Source organism: Streptococcus oralis, from assembly GCF_001588645.1.
Classification (GTDB): domain Bacteria; phylum Bacillota; class Bacilli; order Lactobacillales; family Streptococcaceae; genus Streptococcus; species Streptococcus oralis_AB.
In genome coordinates this window covers 54357-72466 of the sequence record NZ_LAYF01000004.1, presented here as the reverse complement: position 1 = coordinate 72466, position 18110 = coordinate 54357, and the positions used below count along the sequence as shown (strand labels likewise).

22 protein-coding genes are annotated in these 18110 nt (G+C 38.5%); 21 read left to right on the top strand and 1 reads right to left on the bottom strand.

Translation table 11 applies throughout. The annotated features are described in order from the left end of the window. Positions 1–5: 5 nt before the first annotated feature. Positions 6–710: a CD20-like domain-containing protein gene (locus tag A0739_RS04175; RefSeq protein ID WP_061587172.1), complete on the bottom strand. Its 705-nt coding sequence runs from the start codon at positions 708–710 to the stop codon at positions 6–8. 192 nt (positions 711–902) lie between these two features. Here A0739_RS04175 and A0739_RS04170 point away from each other — a divergent pair, with 192 nt between their 5' ends. From A0739_RS04170 to A0739_RS04085, 21 genes are all read left to right on the top strand, one after another. Then, positions 903–1364: a MarR family winged helix-turn-helix transcriptional regulator gene (locus tag A0739_RS04170; RefSeq protein ID WP_000360525.1), complete on the top strand. Its 462-nt coding sequence runs from the start codon at positions 903–905 to the stop codon at positions 1362–1364. Further along, a complete protein-coding gene (locus A0739_RS04165; protein WP_061587171.1) occupies positions 1348–3117 on the top strand; it encodes an ABC transporter ATP-binding protein in 1770 nt (589 codons plus the stop codon). The genes A0739_RS04170 and A0739_RS04165 overlap by 17 nt, the downstream gene beginning before the upstream one ends. Further along, positions 3107–4867, top strand: a complete 1761-nt coding sequence (locus tag A0739_RS04160) for an ABC transporter ATP-binding protein (RefSeq protein ID WP_061587170.1) — start codon at positions 3107–3109, stop codon at positions 4865–4867. Before A0739_RS04165 ends, A0739_RS04160 begins: the two co-directional genes overlap by 11 nt. Before the next feature lie 97 nt (positions 4868–4964). Then, complete coding sequence (locus tag A0739_RS04155) at positions 4965–5468, top strand: phosphatase PAP2 family protein (protein WP_000800936.1); 504 nt, start codon at positions 4965–4967, stop codon at positions 5466–5468. 113 nt (positions 5469–5581) lie between these two features. Next, entirely contained in the window at positions 5582–6028 is a 447-nt protein-coding gene (locus tag A0739_RS04150; RefSeq protein ID WP_000776591.1) for a LytTR family DNA-binding domain-containing protein, read from the top strand. Between the two features lie 5 nt (positions 6029–6033). Then, complete coding sequence (locus A0739_RS04145; protein WP_000725755.1) at positions 6034–6708, top strand: LiaF transmembrane domain-containing protein; 675 nt, start codon at positions 6034–6036, stop codon at positions 6706–6708. Between the two features lie 168 nt (positions 6709–6876). Then, positions 6877–7182 carry a hypothetical protein gene (locus A0739_RS04140; protein WP_061407281.1) on the top strand — a complete coding sequence of 102 codons (306 nt, stop codon included), beginning with the start codon at positions 6877–6879 and terminating at the stop codon, positions 7180–7182. Beyond that, a complete protein-coding gene (locus tag A0739_RS04135) occupies positions 7175–7741 on the top strand; it encodes a helix-turn-helix domain-containing protein (RefSeq protein WP_061587169.1) in 567 nt (188 codons plus the stop codon). Before A0739_RS04140 ends, A0739_RS04135 begins: the two co-directional genes overlap by 8 nt. Before the next feature lie 97 nt (positions 7742–7838). After that, positions 7839–8003, top strand: coding sequence for a hypothetical protein (locus A0739_RS10450; RefSeq protein WP_196755712.1), 165 nt, complete (start codon positions 7839–7841; stop codon positions 8001–8003). A gap of 1 nt (position 8004) precedes the next feature. Then, the gene (locus tag A0739_RS04130) at positions 8005–9036 is read left to right on the top strand and encodes a replication initiator protein A (RefSeq protein WP_061587168.1); all 1032 of its coding nucleotides are present in this window, start codon (positions 8005–8007) and stop codon (positions 9034–9036) included. Next, on the top strand, positions 9030–9197 hold the full coding sequence (locus A0739_RS10445) for a hypothetical protein (protein ID WP_000910110.1): 168 nt from the start codon (positions 9030–9032) through the stop codon (positions 9195–9197). Before A0739_RS04130 ends, A0739_RS10445 begins: the two co-directional genes overlap by 7 nt. 4 nt (positions 9198–9201) lie before the next feature. After that, complete coding sequence (locus tag A0739_RS04125; RefSeq protein ID WP_061587167.1) at positions 9202–9432, top strand: hypothetical protein; 231 nt, start codon at positions 9202–9204, stop codon at positions 9430–9432. Positions 9433–9455: 23 nt separating this feature from the next. Beyond that, positions 9456–9590 (top strand): hypothetical protein, encoded by a 135-nt coding sequence (locus A0739_RS10740; RefSeq protein WP_258010732.1) that lies wholly within the window; start codon positions 9456–9458, stop codon positions 9588–9590. Positions 9591–9592: 2 nt separating this feature from the next. Beyond that, a complete protein-coding gene (locus tag A0739_RS04120; protein ID WP_061587166.1) occupies positions 9593–9808 on the top strand; it encodes a helix-turn-helix transcriptional regulator in 216 nt (71 codons plus the stop codon). Between the two features lie 290 nt (positions 9809–10098). Then, on the top strand, positions 10099–10401 hold the full coding sequence (locus A0739_RS04115; protein ID WP_061587165.1) for a hypothetical protein: 303 nt from the start codon (positions 10099–10101) through the stop codon (positions 10399–10401). Positions 10402–10419: 18 nt separating this feature from the next. Beyond that, the gene (locus A0739_RS04110; RefSeq protein ID WP_061587164.1) at positions 10420–11214 is read left to right on the top strand and encodes an LPXTG cell wall anchor domain-containing protein; all 795 of its coding nucleotides are present in this window, start codon (positions 10420–10422) and stop codon (positions 11212–11214) included. A gap of 173 nt (positions 11215–11387) precedes the next feature. Next, complete coding sequence (locus A0739_RS04105; protein WP_061587163.1) at positions 11388–13196, top strand: SEC10/PgrA surface exclusion domain-containing protein; 1809 nt, start codon at positions 11388–11390, stop codon at positions 13194–13196. A gap of 111 nt (positions 13197–13307) precedes the next feature. Next, positions 13308–16439 carry an SspB-related isopeptide-forming adhesin gene (locus A0739_RS04100; protein ID WP_061587162.1) on the top strand — a complete coding sequence of 1044 codons (3132 nt, stop codon included), beginning with the start codon at positions 13308–13310 and terminating at the stop codon, positions 16437–16439. A 63-nt stretch (positions 16440–16502) separates the two neighbouring features. Beyond that, complete coding sequence (locus A0739_RS04095) at positions 16503–17009, top strand: hypothetical protein (protein WP_061587161.1); 507 nt, start codon at positions 16503–16505, stop codon at positions 17007–17009. Positions 17010–17082: 73 nt separating this feature from the next. Then, positions 17083–17307, top strand: coding sequence for a hypothetical protein (locus A0739_RS04090; RefSeq protein WP_000340303.1), 225 nt, complete (start codon positions 17083–17085; stop codon positions 17305–17307). A gap of 27 nt (positions 17308–17334) precedes the next feature. Beyond that, positions 17335–18081, top strand: a complete 747-nt coding sequence (locus A0739_RS04085) for a hypothetical protein (RefSeq protein WP_061587160.1) — start codon at positions 17335–17337, stop codon at positions 18079–18081. Positions 18082–18110 lie beyond the last annotated feature (29 nt).

Below are 18110 nucleotides of genomic sequence, written 5' to 3'. Positions count from 1 at the left end.
TGAACTTAAACTCTGGTTTCAGAATCGTTTTGTTTCTTGCTTTTTTCTAGACCTAGACCGACTGCATGTTTTTGGACGAGCAAGAGCTGTCCATTGTCTTGTTTTGCAAAAGTTAAGGTAATAGTCTTGTTCTTGTCACCAATAGAGATATAGGTGATTTTTCTCGTATTGTAGCCTCCAATAGTAGAATCAAATTCGGAGTCTGGTAGTCCGTGTTTTTTGATAATATCCTTGTAGTTGGTACCACCTTTTCCTTTGTTGTCAAGGTCACCTTCGATTAAGGCGTCGAACTGTTCCTGGGTCCAGGTGAAGTTATCGTCTTCTTCCTCCTCTGGGATGGAATAGGCGCTATCATCTGTCAAGTCGCTTTCTTCTTCGCGCTCCATTGAGGCACTTGCCTCTCTATAGGAACGGTTAAACTCCCTGGCAAAATCTTTGTAGATATTAGCGTACAGTATTTGGGTCGTAAAGAAAAGTACAATAGAAGCAATTGACAGAGCTGTTCCAATAATGGACATTGTTTTTCGTTTTTTGAGGTTGACGATAAGGCCGATAATCCCCAAGATAAATGCGACGATGGCGATGAAAAATGATAGATAGTTAATAAATGGGATCCAGGACCCTAAAAGTGCGATGGCTCCAAAAATGGTTGCCAAGATTCCTAAAACTCTTTGTTCTTCTGGTTTCATTTGAAAGTTTTCTCCCTTCATCGAGTGAATGGATTTCTATCCACAGTAGTTAGTGCTTATTATAGAAAAAATATTGCCTAATGTCAATTTAAACTAAAATAGTTCTCTTGGAAACTTTTTTCTTGACATCTTTTCTGAAAATGATAAAATAGTTCTCATGGAAACTTAAATAGTTCTTGTGAGAACTATATTTATCGTGAGAAAGGAGCAATCATGGACAAGCCGATGTTAATGTTCAAACGTTTTGGACACCAGGTTCATCTGATGGTACAGAAAGAAGCCAAGCGATGTGGCATTGAATTTATGGGTGGACCGCAAGGGCAGGTTCTGCGTTTTTTAGATCATTGTGAACAAAAAGAGGAACTGGTCTTGATTAAGGATATCGAGCAGGAACTCAATATTACCAAATCTGTGGCGAGTAATCTAGTCAAGCGCATGGTACAAAATGGTTTGGTTGAGTTAGAGGCGAGCCCGAGCGATAAGCGGGCAAAATTTGTTCGCCTGACGGAGAAATCGCGTTCGCAGATGCAAAAAGTTAAGGCATTTTTTGATCGGATCGATCAGAGTCTGCTAGAGGGTGTTTCAAAGTCAGACTTGGCAATCTTTGAAAAGGTACTCGGACAATTGCAAGCAAATGTTGAGAAGATAGGAGGAGAGAATGAAGAAACTCGCTAAACGTATTACAGGAAAAGAGTGGGGAATGATCATCCTTACGATTCTGTTCACTTGTTTCTCGGTCTATCTCGAGTTAGAGGTGCCGACTTATATTTCGCAAATTACAGAATTACTGGGAACGTCTGGAACGCAGTTGGGTGAACTTTGGTCACCAGCTGCGAAGATGATTGGTTTGTCTTTATTGGCTTTCTTTTCATCTGTTATGGTTGGTTTCTTTGCCGCTCGCGTTGCAGCATCCTATACAACCCATCTACGTAGAGACGTATTTCATCGTGTTTTAGATTTTTCGCAGACAGAGATCAAGCGCTTTTCAATCCCAAGTCTCTTGACTCGGACGACCAATGATATTACCCAGGTACAGATGCTCTTTACCATGGGCTTGCAAGTGGTTACTCGTGGGCCAATTATGGCTATCTGGGCCATTGGAAAAATCCTTGGAAAATCGGAATACTGGCTCTGGGCGGTCCTTGTGGCTGTTATTGTCAATGTCTTGATGACAACTGTTCTCATGACTCTGGCCTTTCCAAAACAATCGGTCATCCAAAAATTAACAGATAAACTCAATAGTATCACTCGTGAAAGTTTGACTGGGATTCGAGTTGTTCGCGCATACAATGCGGAAGATTACCAAGATAAGAAATTTGAAGCAGCCAACGATGAGGTAACACGTCTCAATCTCTTTGTCAATCGATTGATGGCCATTATGAACCCGATTATGATGGCGATTTCCAGTGGACTAAGTTTAGCTATTTACTGGATTGGTGCCTACATTATCAACGATGCAAGTTTGGCAGAACGTCTGCCACTCTTTAGTGATATGGTGGTCTTCATGTCCTATGCTATGCAGGTCGTGATGGGATTCCTTCTCATGGGAGCACTCTTTATTGTTCTTCCTCGTACCTTGGTTTCGGCAGGACGTATCAATCAAGTATTGGATCTGCATTCTTCTATTGAAAATCCTAGTCATACACAGACAGCGGATCCTTCAGTTCAAGGACAAGTGGAATTCCGCGATGTAACCTTCCGCTACTCTAAAAACTCAGAAGCAGTCGTGGAACATGTCACTTTCAAAGCAGAAGCGGGTCAAACCGTAGCCTTCATCGGATCGACTGGATCAGGTAAGTCTACGCTTGTCAACCTCTTGCCACGTTTTTACGACGTTTCAGATGGACAAATCCTAGTGGACGGAGTTAATGTGCAAGATTACGATTTGGAAGATTTGCGCAATAAGGTCGGCTATATCCCTCAAAAAGCAGTCCTCTTCTCAGGAGATGTCAAGGGGAACTTGGACTTTGGTAAGAGCAAAGAAACTCCTCTAAGCGAAGCTGCTATGTGGCAATCCTTGGAATTGGCCCAGTCTAAAAGCTTCATCGAAGACAAGGAAGCAGGTCTTGCATCAGAAGTGGCTCAAGGCGGAACCAACTTCTCAGGAGGTCAAAGACAGCGTTTAGCCATTGCGCGTGCCTTGGCTCGTAAACCAGAGATTCTCATCTTTGATGATTCCTTCTCAGCCTTGGACTACAAGACAGATCGTGTCCTTCGCCAAGAGCTAGCTGAGAAAACAAAATCCATGACCAAGCTCATCGTAGCGCAACGGATTTCTACCATTATGGACGCCGACCTGATCTTAGTTTTGGATCAAGGTAAAGTCGTGGGACAAGGCACCCACAAGGAACTTCTTGCAACCAACGAAGTCTACCAAGAAATTGCCTACTCACAACTATCGAAGGAGGAATTGGAACATGGAAAATAAAAAAGTTTCGGTCTGGAAACAGTGCAAACCTTATATGGCAGGCCTCCAACTTCCTCTCCTAATAGCAGTTGTGGCTGCAGTCATTTCAAGCATCATTACCGTTTATGGTCCAACTAAGATTAAAGAAATTACTAACTTGATTTCAGATGGCTTGGCTACAGAAATCGACTTGGTAGCTGTGTCAAACATTGCTGGATTTTTGGTTGTCCTATATGTGTTTGGAGCTATCCTTAATTATACACAGGCCTATATATTTTCAACGAGTATCCAACATTTTTCAAAACGCTTGCGGACGGCTATCGCTGAAAAAATCAATCGTTTGCCACTTGGCTATTTTGACCGTCATTCACAAGGAGACACCCTTTCGCGCGTGACCAATGATGTGGATACAGCAGCGCAATCTCTCAACCAAAGTCTAGGGACAGTTCTTTCAGCTAGTTTCTTGTTGATTGCTGTCTTGGTGACCATGTTTGGGATGAACTGGATTTTAGCTCTCGTAACAGTGGTCTCTACGCTTGTTGGTTTTGCGGCGGTTTCCGTAATCATGGCCAAGTCACAGGGTTATTTTAAAGCCCAACAAAATAATCTAGCAGCCGTCAATGGTTATGTGGAAGAGATGTACTCTGGCCATAATGTAGTGACCAGCTACAACGCAGTGGACACCTCCAAAGCGAGATTTGCAGGGTTAAACCAAGACTTGCATGACAGTATCTGGAAATCTCAATTTATCTCTGGTATCATGATGCCAGCCATGTTCTTTGTTGGGAACTTTAGTTATGTCTTAGTCATCATCGTTGGGGCCGCGCTGGCGTTAGAAGGGCATATCACTATAGGGATTATCGTAGCCTTTATGGTTTACGTACGGACCTTCTCCCAACCTCTGTCACAGATTGCCCAAGGGATTACGAGCCTGCAACAAGCGAGTACAGCCATGACTCGTGTATTAGAATTTCTAGCTGAAGCTGAGATGCAGGATGAATCTCATAAGGAGAGACAATTGAGCGACATGAAAGGGGAAGTAGTCTTTGATCACGTGTCCTTTGGCTATACACCAGAGCGCACCATCATCCATGATTTTTCTGCGACAGCTCATGCAGGTCAAAAGGTCGCAATCGTTGGACCGACTGGGGCTGGGAAGACAACCATTGTCAATCTTTTGATGAAGTTCTATGAGCTAGATAAGGGAAGTATCCGCATTGATGGTGTGGATACCAAGGACATGAAGCGCTCTGAAGTGCACGATGCCTTTTCAATGGTCTTGCAGGATACTTGGCTCTTTGAAGGAACCATTCGTGATAATCTCATCTACAACCAAACAGGGATTAGTGATGAACGAATGATTGAAGCAGCAAAAGCAGTAGGAATCCACCACTTTATCATGACCCTACCAGATGGATACGATACTATTTTAGATGATACAGTGACCTTGTCAGTCGGACAGAGACAGCTCTTAACCATTGCTCGTGCCCTTATCAAAGATGCACCACTCTTGATTTTGGATGAAGCGACATCCTCAGTCGACACACGTACAGAGGAGTTGATTCAAAAAGCCATGGACCGTTTGATGGAAGGTCGAACTTCCTTTGTCATCGCCCACCGCTTGTCAACCATCCGAAATGCAGACTTGATCTTGGTCATGAAAGATGGAAATATCATCGAACAAGGCAATCATGAAGAACTCATGGCTCAAGGTGGTTTCTATGCGGATCTCTATAATAGTCAGTTTACAGAAGACGAAGCAGAAGAATAAATCAAAAGAAGGCTTGACGGCCTTCTTTTTCTGCACTATACTAGAAGACAAACGTCTCACCTGTAGACGAAAACAAAGTAATGAATGAGAAGTATAAATGAAAAATTATCAAGAATGGTATCGAAATATCAGCTCTAGGCTCACCAGCCATCCCACCCTTCTATTTCTGTTACGCAGTTTCAATCGTTTGATGACAGTCGCCATGCCTCTGGTCTATTTGACCTTGCTAGTCACTACTTATCTGCAGCTAGGACTTGGGAAGCAAGTTGTGGTCTATTTGCTTGTCCCCGCTACAGGTTTTGTGATCTTGTCCCTTTTTCGTAAGAAAATCAATCATCCGCGTCCCTACGAAACTTGGGATATCCGTCCCCTGCTTGAAAAAGATAGTTCGGGACAGTCGATGCCTAGTCGCCATGTCTTTTCAGCAACTATCATCTCCATGGCCTGTTTCCATGCTTGGACTTTGATCGGAATGATCTTTCTTATTTGCTCAGGACTCTTAGCCTTGGTCCGAGTACTAGGTGGTGTTCATTATCCCAAGGATGTCTTGGTTGGCTATGCTTGTGGTCTCATGTGGGGGCTCCTTTTCTTCTTATTTTGACATGTAAGTTAAGCTAGTCCTACAACCACTTACTGCTTCAAAATGACCACTTGCTTTTTTGCCCTTGTATTCCTAACTTAGCTTTGATATAGTAGAGTCAGAAAGGAGATGTGATGAAGTTACGAATTGAGATTGACGGCAATTTAGAGGAGACTGAAATTGTCATCAAGACCCCCACTTTGACAGATGAAATTGCAGACTTGCAACGACTTTTGCAAGAGTCAAAGGCTCCGAGGTTGACTTTTTACAAGGGGACAGGTGAATATTATCTAGACCTGTCAGAAATTCTCTTCTTTGAAACAGAAGGGAGCAAGATCTACGCTCATAACCAGAAGGAAGCCTATGAAGTTCGTCTCAAACTTTATGAGTTGGAGTCTATCTTGCCTCGCTATTTTAGTCGAGTTTCCAAGTCAACGATCGCAAACATCCGTCAGATTTACTCAGTGGACAAGTCCTTTTCAGGAACGGGGACCATTTCCTTTTATCAGACGCACAAGGAGGTTCATGTCTCACGGCATTACCAATCCCTCCTAAAAGAAAATCTAAGAAACATGAGGTAAAAAAGATGAAAAAGAAAGCATTTGGTATTGTTTTATTGGTTTTAGCAGCTTGGATCTTGCTGCAAGGGAATTTTGGAATTCCTTCTTTGGATGGCAAGATATGGCCTTTACTAGGTATTGTTTTTTTTGCTTACCAATCAGTTGAAGCTTTGCTTCGTCGTCATCTAACATCAGCAGTTTTTACCGCTCTAGTAGCCTTAATGATTGCGAATCATTTTTATAACATTTTTCCTATTCCAAACCAGTCTTTGTTTTGGGCTAGTATCTTAGCAGTTCTAGGTGTCGGTTATCTTACTCACTCAAGTAAGTTCTGGAATGAAAAAAAATGGTGGTACAATGGGAAAAAAACAGTCGTCACGGATAAGGAAGTCGCTTTTGGTAGCGGGACCTTCTATAAACAGGATCAAGATCTCGTAGATGACCAAGTGGAAGTCGCTTTTGGGGATGCTAAAATCTACTATGATAATGCAGAGATGTTAGGTGATTTTGCGACTTTAAATATTGAAGTGGCTTTCGGGAATGCAACCGTCTATGTTCCACAACACTGGCGTGTCGATTTGAAAGTAGAAACATCCTTTGGTGCAGCTAAGGCAGACGCTCCTGTAGCACCAACAAACAAAACCTTGATTATCCGTGGAGAAGTCGCTTTTGGTAAACTTGGAGTTGTTTACGTTAAATAAAAAAATAGTTCTAAGTGTCTAGAGTTTTGGGAAAGTGAAAAATTAAATATCATATAACCTGAGAGGGCGAGAAAATCGCTCTCTTTTTTCGTTGCAAAAATTAAAGAAAGGAGAAAAAATGTCAGATAATCCAGAATTGATGGGATATGTGTAGGAAGGAAATAAGGAATGTTTAGCAAGAAAGTATTGGTGGCATGCTATATTTATAGCTTTGATTATTCAAAAGAGTCATTAGAACTTAATGAACTGATGTTTAGGAGTGTCCCAGTAAAAAAACGATGGGGAAAGTATTTTTTACTTAGTCTTAGTGATCGTGAAGATTTCGGTTTATCTGTATCGAAAAATGATCTTGAGAAAGTCTTGAATAAAGGTTGTTATCATGTCGTATTTTTTGAAAATCATTCTAGACAAAACCCGTTTAAAGCTTGGAGGTTATTCAATAAATACTACAGAATGAGGAATCCAGATGTCTAATAGGCTTAAAAAACTAAGAAGAGAAAAAGAACTGACTCAAGCTGACTTGGCAAAAGTTTTGAATACTAACCAGTCTCAGTACGGAAAATACGAAAATGGAAAAACAAATCTTAGTTTAGAAAATGCTCAGATTTTATCAGAATATTTTGGAGTAACACTTTCATATTTACTAGGCCTAGATGATGATTCTGGTACTGATGGAAGCAAAAATATGACTCCATTTCAAACACTTGTTAGAGATAGGGGGATATCCCTGAAGGAGATAAGTGAGGCAACTGGAATAGCTTATCCTACGTTGTCGGGGTATAATCAAGGAATTAGAACACCTAAGAAGAAAAATGCAAAAATCCTTGCAGAATACTTCGGGGTGTCTATCCCATATCTTCTCGGTTATGAAGAGAACTTTACGGCTAATAAACCAAACGCAACAATATCGATAGAGTTAGTTAAAGAACTTTCTTTTATCAGTGAAAAAAAGTCAAAACTCCTACAGGAATACATAGAACTTGATAAAAAGGAAAGAGATATTATCAAACAGATAAAGGAAATAGTTCGATAATTTATTGATTGTCCCTTTAAAATAGAATTTCTCATTATACATTATGATATAGCTGTGAATAAATCGCCATTAGCTGGTGATAAGAAAGGATAACCCAATGACAAGACAAGCGCAACAATCACGTGACCTAGTATTGAAAGAAATTATGAAGTCACAAAATTTGACAAGAACGAGAGCACATTTAATTTTGAAAGAGCTAGAGGAACTTGGTTTATTTCAGTTTTCTGACACTGGTCAGTTTTTGTTGAAAGTAGGTGTTTAGTATGAAGCGAATTTCTGCAAGACAAGTTCAATCAAGTGAAAGATTTTATAGAATACCAAAAATATTTGTTGAATCACCACTTTATAAACCGATGAGTACAGATGCTAAATTCACATACGCTATCTTGAAAGACCGTTTTGAACTATCTCTTAGAAATAACTGGATTGATAAAAATGGAGATGTCTATCTGATTTATACAATTACTGAACTTCAAGAAATTTTAGGCTATGGTAATAAAAAAGTTATTAAACTAAAAAAAGAGCTCCAGGAATATGGCCTCTTAGAAGAGGTTCGACAAGGTTTGAATAAGCCTAATCTACTGTACTTGGGCAATATTGACTATCAAGTTCTCCCTGCTGAAGAAATTCACTCCAACCCATCGGCAACGGCGGAAATGTCAAAACGACACTTCCAAAAAAATCAAGGAAATGTTAGAACGACATGTCAAAAAATTTCGAAACGACACGCTAATGATACTGAGAATAACGAGACTGAATTATCTAACGATACTAATCGATACGATTGCGAGTCATCTTTATCTGATTTATCAATCTCTGAAGCATTTAAAATGGGGCAACATGGTTTCCTTTCTCCTACTCTAGTTCAGAAACTCAGTTTGTTTGGAAAAGATGCAAAAATTCTTGAAAATAAAATCTATCAATCGAAACGTCAAGTTGAGAAGAATTACAACAACCTCTTAGCTAATCAGGAAATTTATGGAGAGGTTTGGCTGCAAGATCTTGAACGTGAGCTTGATAAATTGATTTTCAAAATTAAAACAGGAGAGGCTGAAGAAAAACCAATCCAGAATGTCCCAGCCTACTTCTACAAAATGATGATTCGCTTCTGGAAAATGGCTCTGCTTATTGAAAAAGAACATGGTTTCCTGGAGCTATCAGGACAAAGTGAGCACGCTAGAAAATTCCCTGATGAGTGCCCTAGTCTGATTGCATACTATTATCCAGATAAACTGTCGGAGACGAAACTCAATAGCTATTTATCAGAATTGTCTAAAGGAGTTGAAACATGTTAAAAGATGAATTTAGACCAATTGATGGTAAAGTGCTAACGATAGGTCGTAGCCCGAAGGAGAAAATCTACATGGTTCCTAAAGCTGTTTTTGATTTACCGAAAAAAGAAAGAGCTGAGAAACTCAGCCAAATTTTCTCATCATGGCAACAGAAAGAGGATTGATTTCATGGGATTGTACAGATTACAACCTTCTCAACCAGTTCAAGAGATTGAAATGATTGTAGAGTATTTTGATAAAACGGTAGACAGTATTTCCGTCACTTTCAACTTAGAGGAACTAGAAAAATTGGTATCAAGTTCATTTGGAACAGGAGCGAGTATGAATTTTCCATCAGCGACTCCGCCGTTTTCTATCAATCCTCGATGGGTGAAGAAGATAACTTATCGGACAAAATAAGGAACAATATCAGGAGGATAGAAATGTTTAAACTAGTTACAATGGCTTTATTATTGATCTTAGCTTATGGAATAGGGCTTGTCATGCTGGAGCTGAAGAATGCTCCTCTGATGGATGATGAAATACTATCAAGTTCAAATAATGAAGGAGATAAGTAGATGTGAGGAAACAAACACAAAATCGTATCAGAGACTTACGAAAGCAGTATAGATTGTCTCAGCAAGCCTTGGCTGATCAGATAGGTGTTTTTCGTAACACCATATCGAACTGGGAAACAGGATATAGTCAGATAAGTCTTGAAAATGCTAAAAAAGTAGCAGAATACTTTGGGGTAACTATTGACTACCTGTTAGGATCAGAATCGGACCAAATCTAGTACAGATAAATCTATATTGACCGAGAAGTCATTAAACTACAGACCTTTGAAAACTGAATACAAGGCTTGCCCTGATACAGCGTGGCTATGGATAAAAAAGAAACGGGGGCGAGTAGCAAACTAGAAAAGGATATCTAGTCCAGCCACAGAACGAAAAAGCATGACAACTGTCATAAGCTGAAGGAGTAAGGGTTACTAGACTATAAACCCAGCGTATAAAATACCGATGTAAAAATACGTTTTTACACAGCACGGCGTAATTTTCGCCTTTCAACTTCAAGGAGAAATCTATGATAGATGAAATAACGGTCAGCCTAAAGGACTTAAAAGTTTTAGGAAAACAAGGAGGTGCGACAGCTCGCTTAGAGGACGGCACAGACCTTATTCTGAAGCCAGACTATGCAGTCAAATGGGCTAGAGGATACGTAGACGGTCTTTTAAGGGATGTTGAATTTCATTTGCCTTATAAAAAGGTTTATGATCAAATTCGCACTATCAAGAGAGATGCTCAAGTTATAGCTCGAAAAGTTAAGACACCATCAGGAATGGAGCTTCGTTTAACTGGAAAAGGTTATAATCGCCAAACTAAATAAAGAAAAGGAAAAATCAAAATGAACAAGAAACAAGTATTAGCTACACTAGCACTTTCAACTATCGCACTTGCACAAGCTGGTTATGTATCAGCAGACGAACTTGCACCAATTGATTCTTCAGCACCAACAACAGAAGTTGTTACGCCAACAGCACCTAGCACTTCAACAGAAACAGAGGCTCCAGCAGTTCAGCCAACAGAGCCTTCAGTTACTCCAGTAGATCCAACAGCACCAAGTGCTCCACAGGACAAGGATAATGCTGAGAGCCTTGATGGTGTTCCAGCAGACAAACCAGCAACACCAGATCAGTCAGCACCTTCAGACAAGCCACAAGGCAAAGATAACGCTGAAAGTCTTGACGGTGTTCCAGCAGACAAACCAGCAACACCAGATCAGTCAGCACCTTCAGACAAGCCACAAGGTAAAGATAACGCTGAAAGTCTTGACGGTGTGCCAGCTGAAAAGCCAAAAACAACTGATGAGGCAAATGAGCAAGGAAAGGCACAAACTGGGACAACATCTACATCAACTGGACAGGTTGTCCATGATGTAACTAAAGAGCCCGTTGAAACAAATACAGGTGCGTCTATTGTTAGCACCCAAAACGGAAACGTAGTCCTTTCAGATGGTTCTGTAGTGGCTCCAGAAGAAGTTGGTGGAACAGTTAACGAAGATAAGACTATCTCTGTTACTGACAAAGATGGCAAGCTCAAAACACTTCCAAATACAGGGACAGCAGAAAGCATTCTGGGTGTTATTGGGTCTATGTTGTTGACGGCAGTGGGTTATTTTTACAAGAAAAAACATTTTTAAAATAAGGAAAATTTAAACGAATTATAACAATGTATTGTTAAATAATTTTTAGATCATCTTAAGTTTTTCTTTTATGTCAATTGACAATAGAAGTGAGAAAAGAATGGATATTTAGAATTATTGGTTTTGTGGAATTTATAGAAGTCTTTTTGGATTTTGTTAAGGAGTAAACAATGAAAGTTAAAGATTCAATGTTGTTACTTTCAACAGTAACATTACTTGCTTTTAGCAATAGTGTAGTTCATGCAGATTCTGCAAGAGAAGCAAGAATCGCTCAACTAGAGAAGCAGAAAGAGAGTCTTTATAAGGCAAATGATTCTAGTGGTTTTGAATCTAGTGGTCGCTGGTATTCTTTGAAGGAAAGTGAAAACAAGATAAAAGAATTAGAACAGCAAGTAGCTCAGTTAAATGTATCTTATTCAGAAAAGAATACAATCAAAGTAAGCGCTGAGTATGCAAAGGCTCTTAGAGATTATTTCAATTATAATAGTAGCGATTCAGTGAAAGATAACGCTGAGCAGATTCTTAAAGCAGAAAGTAAAAAGTTACATAATCAATTAGGAGATTTCATTCCTAGTGAATCAGATCAAGTTGAAGTGTATGATGTCAATAATCTTCCAAGAGAAGTTGAAGTTGAACTAAATTATTTTGCTTTGGATTTGCTTAATCAAGTTCGTAGTCAAATGGGGATGCCACAAGTTTCGTTAGCAAGTTCATCTATTGATTTTGCTGATAAAGTTTCAAGAAAGATTCGTGAAGCGAATAGAAGTATTTATGATTGGCACTATGTAAAAGGTATCAATGATGTAGCTAGAGAATATGGATTGCCTACTTCTAGTAAGGAAGATGAAGTATCTGAATTTGGTGGTCAGTATTATGAGAATCATTTTAGTTTAAGTGGTGTTTCTAATGAAATGACAAAAGCTGAAATGAAAAGAATGATCCATTATTCGATTGTAGATTTTCTATATAATGGTTATGAGTTTCTTCATGCTCAATCCATAGCTGGTGTGAATTATGGGACAACTAATAAAAATGAGTATCTTGGACTATCATTTCACTATCTAAAAGATGGACTTGGAATTAGTTTTATTACTGTATCTGATAAAGATTTGGCTCGTGCTACTAAGAGTGGATTTAATACTTCTAGTCCAGCTAACACAACTGATAGCAATAGAATAGCAAGTCTTTCTAAGAAAGAAAAGGAGTTACAGGCAGAAAAAAGCAAGTATAACAAGTTACAAGTTGCTTATAATGATTATGTAAAAATTAGTAAAGAGATTGATAGTTTAAAGGCTCAAGAAGAAAAGGAGAAACAAGAAAAGGCTAAGAAAGATAAGGAAAATCAAAATAAGCAAAATACAAGTCCTGCTAAACCTTCTCAAAATCAGGATAAGAATAAACCTAGCAAACCTTCTCAGAATCAAAGTAAACCTTCTTCAAGTAAGAATGGCTGGTTAAGAGAAAATGGGTCGTGGTTCTTTTATAACAATGATAAACGAGTGACTAATAAATGGCAAGGTTCTTATTACTTGAAATCTGATGGTAAAATGGCTTCTAATGAGTGGATTTATGATTCTTCATATAAAGCATGGTATTATCTTAAATCTGACGGGGTTTATGCTCGTAGTTCTTGGCAAGGTTCATACTATTTGAAATCTGATGGTAAGATGGCAGAAGCTGAGTGGATTTATGATTCTTACTATGGTTCATGGTTTTATATGAAGCAGGGTGGAGCGTATGTAAATAATCAATGGTATAAAGTCAATGGATTGTGGTATTCTTTCAAGTCTGGTGGTTATATGGAAAGAAATACTTGGAAGGGTTCATATTATTTGAAGTCTAGTGGGGCTATGGCTGTTAATGAATGGATTTATGATTCTTATTATGGTTCATGGTATTATTTAAAATCAAATGGAGTATATGCTCGTAATGAAGTGATTCAGGGGTATAAACTTGATTATTCAGGTAAATGGGTATGATTTTAGAAGTATTTAAGCGATCTCGTTCTCCTTCTTAGGAACATAATGATTGAGATTGATACAATATAAAGAAAATATAAAGAAATTTTTAATTTAAAAGGAGAAAAAAAGATGTCAAAGACACAAGAATTTAAGGTATACGGTTCAATCCGTAAAATGAAAGCTGGTGGTGCGTGTGGAGTTATCCTTGCGCTTGCAATGTTGGGAATGGTATTTTCATCAAGTGTATCTGCTGATGAAGTATCAGTAAATGCTTCTAAAAATAAGATGGTATTGGAAGTACCTATTATTCATGAGAAACTTGATAAAGCTGTTGCAGAAGCTAAAGAAGCTGGTGTAAAAGTTGAAGTAGGTACTACTCAAGATAAGGGAGTAGCAACTACTGATACAGTATCAGGCAAGCAGAAAGAAATTGAAGCTGATTATGCTAAACAGGAAAAAGATGTTAAAACTGTGACTGTTGATTATTCTTCTAGGGTAGATAAAACTACTAAAGAACGTGAAGAAATTGAAAAAGAAAACAAAGCTAAACAGCTGGCTTATGAAAAAGCAGTTGATAAACATGAAGCTGACGTGAAACGTATTGAAGCTGAGAATAATGCTATTCTTGCTGATAATGCTAAGAAGGAAGCTGAAAATAAATTAGAAAATGTACGAATTGAACGTGATAATGCTCAGAAAGAAGCTAAATACAATAAAAATTTAGCTGATCAAAAAGCCTACAATGAAAAGGTTGAAAAGGAAAATGCTGATTTAAAGGCTGATTATGATAAGGACTTTGCAAATTATGAAAAAGAGCTTGCTGAGTACAATAAGAAAACAGAAGAACTTGCTAAGAAGGGTGTAAAAGCTGAAAAATCTCATATCAAAGTTTATGGAGATTATGATGAAAGCCAACGTGGAAGCGTCAACTATTACAAAAAAATGACTGCTTCATTTGAAGGGTTAGAAGGATTGATGAAAGTTAAAGATTATATTGGACTTCATACAGATTCATCTATCTCAGGTAGTCGTGAAGGGTTGTTATCTTTTGGTAAAGGTCTTTTAGGAGAAATTCGTGATCCGAAAGCAGGGGATTCTTTCACGATTCATAATGTTGCTGAAAATGATAAAGGTCAAAAAATTTCTGCTCGTTTTACTTTTAATAAAGTTGAACAAGAATGGGTCGAAAATGGTAAACCATTGACAGATACAAAGATTAAAATTTATGAATATGACAAAGATGGTTCTATCAATTTTAACTTTTGGAATCTAGTTGAGTTCAATCCAAAAATTGAGTTTTTCCTAGAAAAAAATAAACAAAAAGCTATCTTGACCATTGCTTCAATGTTTAATGACATTGACTATGGACAAGAGTTGCGCTTGACCTACGAAGATGGAACAGAAGGAATTGTCCTCAATCCAAAAGGCTCAGATGTTAAAAAAGTTAAGCGTGATGGCAAGGATTATTATAAGGGAGAATACAAGACAGCTTGGACTTATGATGTTCCTGATCTTGGTGTAAAGGCAGGTGATCTTGGGTACACTAATGTAAATGATGAAGCTGATATTCCACGTGGTTCAATTCTTTCTGTTGGTTATGGCTCTACATTAAATCTTTTTTATCATAATGGAGTAGGTGTGCATTCTCAATCTGAAATTGATTATGTTCGTAAAAAAGCTAAAAATAAAGCACTTAAAGAAGGTAAAGCTATTCCTTCAGATAAAGAAATTTTTTCATCTACGAACTGGGCTGTGGGTATCTTTGGTAAAGCAAGTGCGACTGTTCCTGTGTGGCTTCCAGTTCCTGCTCCTAAACCTCCTGTTTTAAAACAAAAGGATACCAAGGAGATTCCTAAACCTAAATTGGAGAAACCTAAAGAGTTTGTACCTCGTACAACACTCCCAACTCCACCAGCTCCAACTCCACCAGAGAAGAAAAAAGTTCCTGAAATGCCTTTAGTTCCAACGGTGAAAGTAAATTATTCACGTTTGCGTGTAACTCCATCAACTCCAAAACCTGAGAAAGCTATTACAGATAACTTTGGACGTAAGATTGATGGTGCAAATACATTCGATAAGAATGTTAAATTCAGTTTAACAACTAATTATAAACCATATACGACTTTTACTGCTGACTCAAAAGATGTTGCTAAAACGTGGGCAATGGTAGATGATGTTCAAGATGGTGCTTATGTGGTAGATGATAGCAAAATCACTATGAAGGATTCTACTGGTAAAGACGTTAAAGCGCTCTTTAATATGTACCATGTTCTTTCTGAAAAACAACGTACAAAAGAAGTTCAAAACATTTTGAAAGAAGCTGGATTAAATCCTAAAGGTGAGTTCTATATGTTTGTAGCAAAAGATTCTGCTTCATTCTATAAGAACTATGTGAAACAAGCTAAGAATATCACTTTTGATCTTCCTGCTCGTTTGTTGGTAGGTAAGGGTGAAATTGTTAAGAATGATTTCCATCAAATTGATTTTGGAAATGGTTATGTATCTAATTTAGTAACTGTTCAAGTTCCTGAGCTGAAACCTGAAAAACACGCTTTGGATCAAAAAGATGATAAAAAGATTCGTGATGGACAAGAAATTCAAATTGGTGAATACCTACGTTACCTCTTGGACGGTGTGACTGTTCCTGCTAAACATGATACACTTTATCAATATGATGGCATTGATAAGCTAGATGTGAAGCATGATCGTTATACTGGTAATTGGAAGGGTATTATTCGTGGGACAGAATATGTAGCTGAAAAAGACTTGGTTCTTCCTTATGATGTAGTTCTTAAAGATGGCAAAGTGGTTAAAGCAGGAGATAAGATTGCCAAAGGTAGTTCTTATGCCTTTACCTTTGAGTTCAATCAAGGTACTAATTCAGAGTTCATCAAGAAACTTGTGACTGTTAAATGGGAAGAAAAAGAAGGCAAGTGGTCTTATAGTATTGATAAAGACTTCCTAAACTCTCTAGGAGTTAAAGGAACCTTTGATGCAGACTTCTATCTAGAAGTCGAACGTATCGCAGCTGGTAAGGTTGAAAATACCTTTATCAATACAGTAAATTTACAAGAGATGACGGCTAAAGTGACAACCACAACGCCAGAACCTCCAAAACCAGAGCCTAAAGAACCACACAAGCCACAACCACAAGCATCGCTGCCAAACACTGGAACTGCAGTAAGCATGCTTCCAACTTGGGGAATGTTTTTGGGATTGTTGAGTCTTGCAGGAGCTGGGCTTCGTAAGCATAAAAAATAGAACATCTAGAAATTCCCCCTCATCTATGGTATAATGAAGCCATAAAAAAGAGGGGGAAGAGAGATGAGAAAGGACACGAAAATGGATGCACATGTGACTAGAAGTGGATATAGATACTACACTCCAACTCAAAAAAAATCAGAAGTCACTAAGCCTGAAGAAGAGAAGAAGTGGAAAAAAGGCCTCAGTTGGCTAGGAAAAGCCATCTGGTCAGGAATAAAGAATCTACCGAGTGTAATTGCGAGAGCTGCCGTTTTGATGGTTGCGACTCCACTCATGTTTCTCCTCTTTATCTTTAATCTGATTAAGAGCTTGATTGCGACAGCAATTGGATGGGTAGTATTTAAGATTGTAGTTGTCCTAGGCTATGCTGCTTTTTGGGAAATATATTTTTGGATAACAAAATCAGGTCCCTCTGCAGATGTAGAGAAGCAGTTAGATTGGCTTATGACTAACTTTTTCTTTCCTCAAAAGGTCCCCATCTACTATTGGTGGGAAACGACTATTATCGTTGTCTTAGCTGTGATTACAGCCCTCTCTCTAACCTTTCGTCCAACGGATGAAACATAGTATTGAATAAACAATGTAGGTGCTAAGGAATTTTCTTAGTACCTTTTTATAAAAAGAAAGTGAGAAAAAAATAATGGATGCAGTTGTAGATTTTATTAACAAAATTGGAAATATCGGTGGGATTATCGGTATTGGTTGGGCCGCTTGGGGTGCCTGGGACTTAGCAGTAGGAATCAAACGTGAATTGGATGACAAGAAGGACAAAGGGATCCAAAGTTTGATTTTAGGCGCTCTTCTTGGTGCCGTCCTAAAAGCACTCTTTACAGCTTTAGCAACAGGTCTTCAATCTCTTGGTTAGGATGAAGAAGAAAGAGGAGGTGGTTTTATGAACCAATCCACACTTGATCAACTAACCATGAGTCTGAAAGACTATAATGCGACAGCCTATGAATTGATGGAAACTATTTCGGGATCGATGGGGAAGGTAGCAATTTTGCTCCTTCTCCTTTTTATGGGGATCAACCTCATGAATTGGCACCAACAACTTAAAAGCAATGGAGGAGAGCTGTCATTTCAGCTTTGGATTGAAGAAATCCTCAAGTATGCTATCGCACTCTTTTTTATCCTCTATGTGGATGCGATTTTTGATGCCTTGTCATGGTTGTTCAATGTTATCATTAAGTTAGTAGCCAAGAATGCTACAGATCCTTTCAGTTCTGAGCCACCAGATTTTAAAGGTTTAGGTATGATTGAGAAAACATTCTTTAAAATTGTCTATGGGATTGTTGATTTTGTGGGTCAGATATCGACTAAGTTGTTGATCCTGTTACGCTCCTTTACGCTTTACACGTATAAGGGAATCGCTAAAATTATTGTCGCTTGTTACATGGTGGATAGCTTACGCCCAATCTGTCTCGGTTTCTTTAAGCTCTATGTTGCTGCTGTCCTTCAGGGATTGATTTTAGTGGTTGTGACTATGCTTTATCCAGCTATTGTCACGAATGATTTATTGACACTTAGCAATACTGGAGCTTTTATAACTGCACTCGTAGCCATTGCAAAAGGGATCATTTACATCATTATGCTATTTGGCAGCCAACGCATGGCCAAGAATATCATGCAGGTGAACTAGGAAGGAATTTGCTAAAAAGGTACTGAAGA

Coding starts and splice junctions, on each gene's coding strand:
- A0739_RS04110 (WP_061587164.1), top strand. CDS start 10,420: ATGAACAAGAAACAAGTATTAGCTACACTAGCACTTTCAACTATCGCA.
- A0739_RS04165 (WP_061587171.1), top strand. CDS start 1,348: ATGAAGAAACTCGCTAAACGTATTACAGGAAAAGAGTGGGGAATGATC.
- A0739_RS04175 (WP_061587172.1), bottom strand. CDS start 710: ATGAAGGGAGAAAACTTTCAAATGAAACCAGAAGAACAAAGAGTTTTA.
- A0739_RS04150 (WP_000776591.1), top strand. CDS start 5,582: ATGAAGTTACGAATTGAGATTGACGGCAATTTAGAGGAGACTGAAATT.
- A0739_RS04115 (WP_061587165.1), top strand. CDS start 10,099: ATGATAGATGAAATAACGGTCAGCCTAAAGGACTTAAAAGTTTTAGGA.
- A0739_RS04160 (WP_061587170.1), top strand. CDS start 3,107: ATGGAAAATAAAAAAGTTTCGGTCTGGAAACAGTGCAAACCTTATATG.
- A0739_RS10450 (WP_196755712.1), top strand. CDS start 7,839: ATGACAAGACAAGCGCAACAATCACGTGACCTAGTATTGAAAGAAATT.
- A0739_RS04100 (WP_061587162.1), top strand. CDS start 13,308: ATGTCAAAGACACAAGAATTTAAGGTATACGGTTCAATCCGTAAAATG.
- A0739_RS04105 (WP_061587163.1), top strand. CDS start 11,388: ATGAAAGTTAAAGATTCAATGTTGTTACTTTCAACAGTAACATTACTT.
- A0739_RS04140 (WP_061407281.1), top strand. CDS start 6,877: ATGTTTAGCAAGAAAGTATTGGTGGCATGCTATATTTATAGCTTTGAT.
- A0739_RS04155 (WP_000800936.1), top strand. CDS start 4,965: ATGAAAAATTATCAAGAATGGTATCGAAATATCAGCTCTAGGCTCACC.
- A0739_RS04090 (WP_000340303.1), top strand. CDS start 17,083: ATGGATGCAGTTGTAGATTTTATTAACAAAATTGGAAATATCGGTGGG.
- A0739_RS04125 (WP_061587167.1), top strand. CDS start 9,202: ATGGGATTGTACAGATTACAACCTTCTCAACCAGTTCAAGAGATTGAA.
- A0739_RS10445 (WP_000910110.1), top strand. CDS start 9,030: ATGTTAAAAGATGAATTTAGACCAATTGATGGTAAAGTGCTAACGATA.
- A0739_RS04145 (WP_000725755.1), top strand. CDS start 6,034: ATGAAAAAGAAAGCATTTGGTATTGTTTTATTGGTTTTAGCAGCTTGG.
- A0739_RS04135 (WP_061587169.1), top strand. CDS start 7,175: ATGTCTAATAGGCTTAAAAAACTAAGAAGAGAAAAAGAACTGACTCAA.
- A0739_RS04095 (WP_061587161.1), top strand. CDS start 16,503: ATGAGAAAGGACACGAAAATGGATGCACATGTGACTAGAAGTGGATAT.
- A0739_RS04130 (WP_061587168.1), top strand. CDS start 8,005: ATGAAGCGAATTTCTGCAAGACAAGTTCAATCAAGTGAAAGATTTTAT.
- A0739_RS04170 (WP_000360525.1), top strand. CDS start 903: ATGGACAAGCCGATGTTAATGTTCAAACGTTTTGGACACCAGGTTCAT.
- A0739_RS10740 (WP_258010732.1), top strand. CDS start 9,456: ATGTTTAAACTAGTTACAATGGCTTTATTATTGATCTTAGCTTATGGA.
- A0739_RS04085 (WP_061587160.1), top strand. CDS start 17,335: ATGAACCAATCCACACTTGATCAACTAACCATGAGTCTGAAAGACTAT.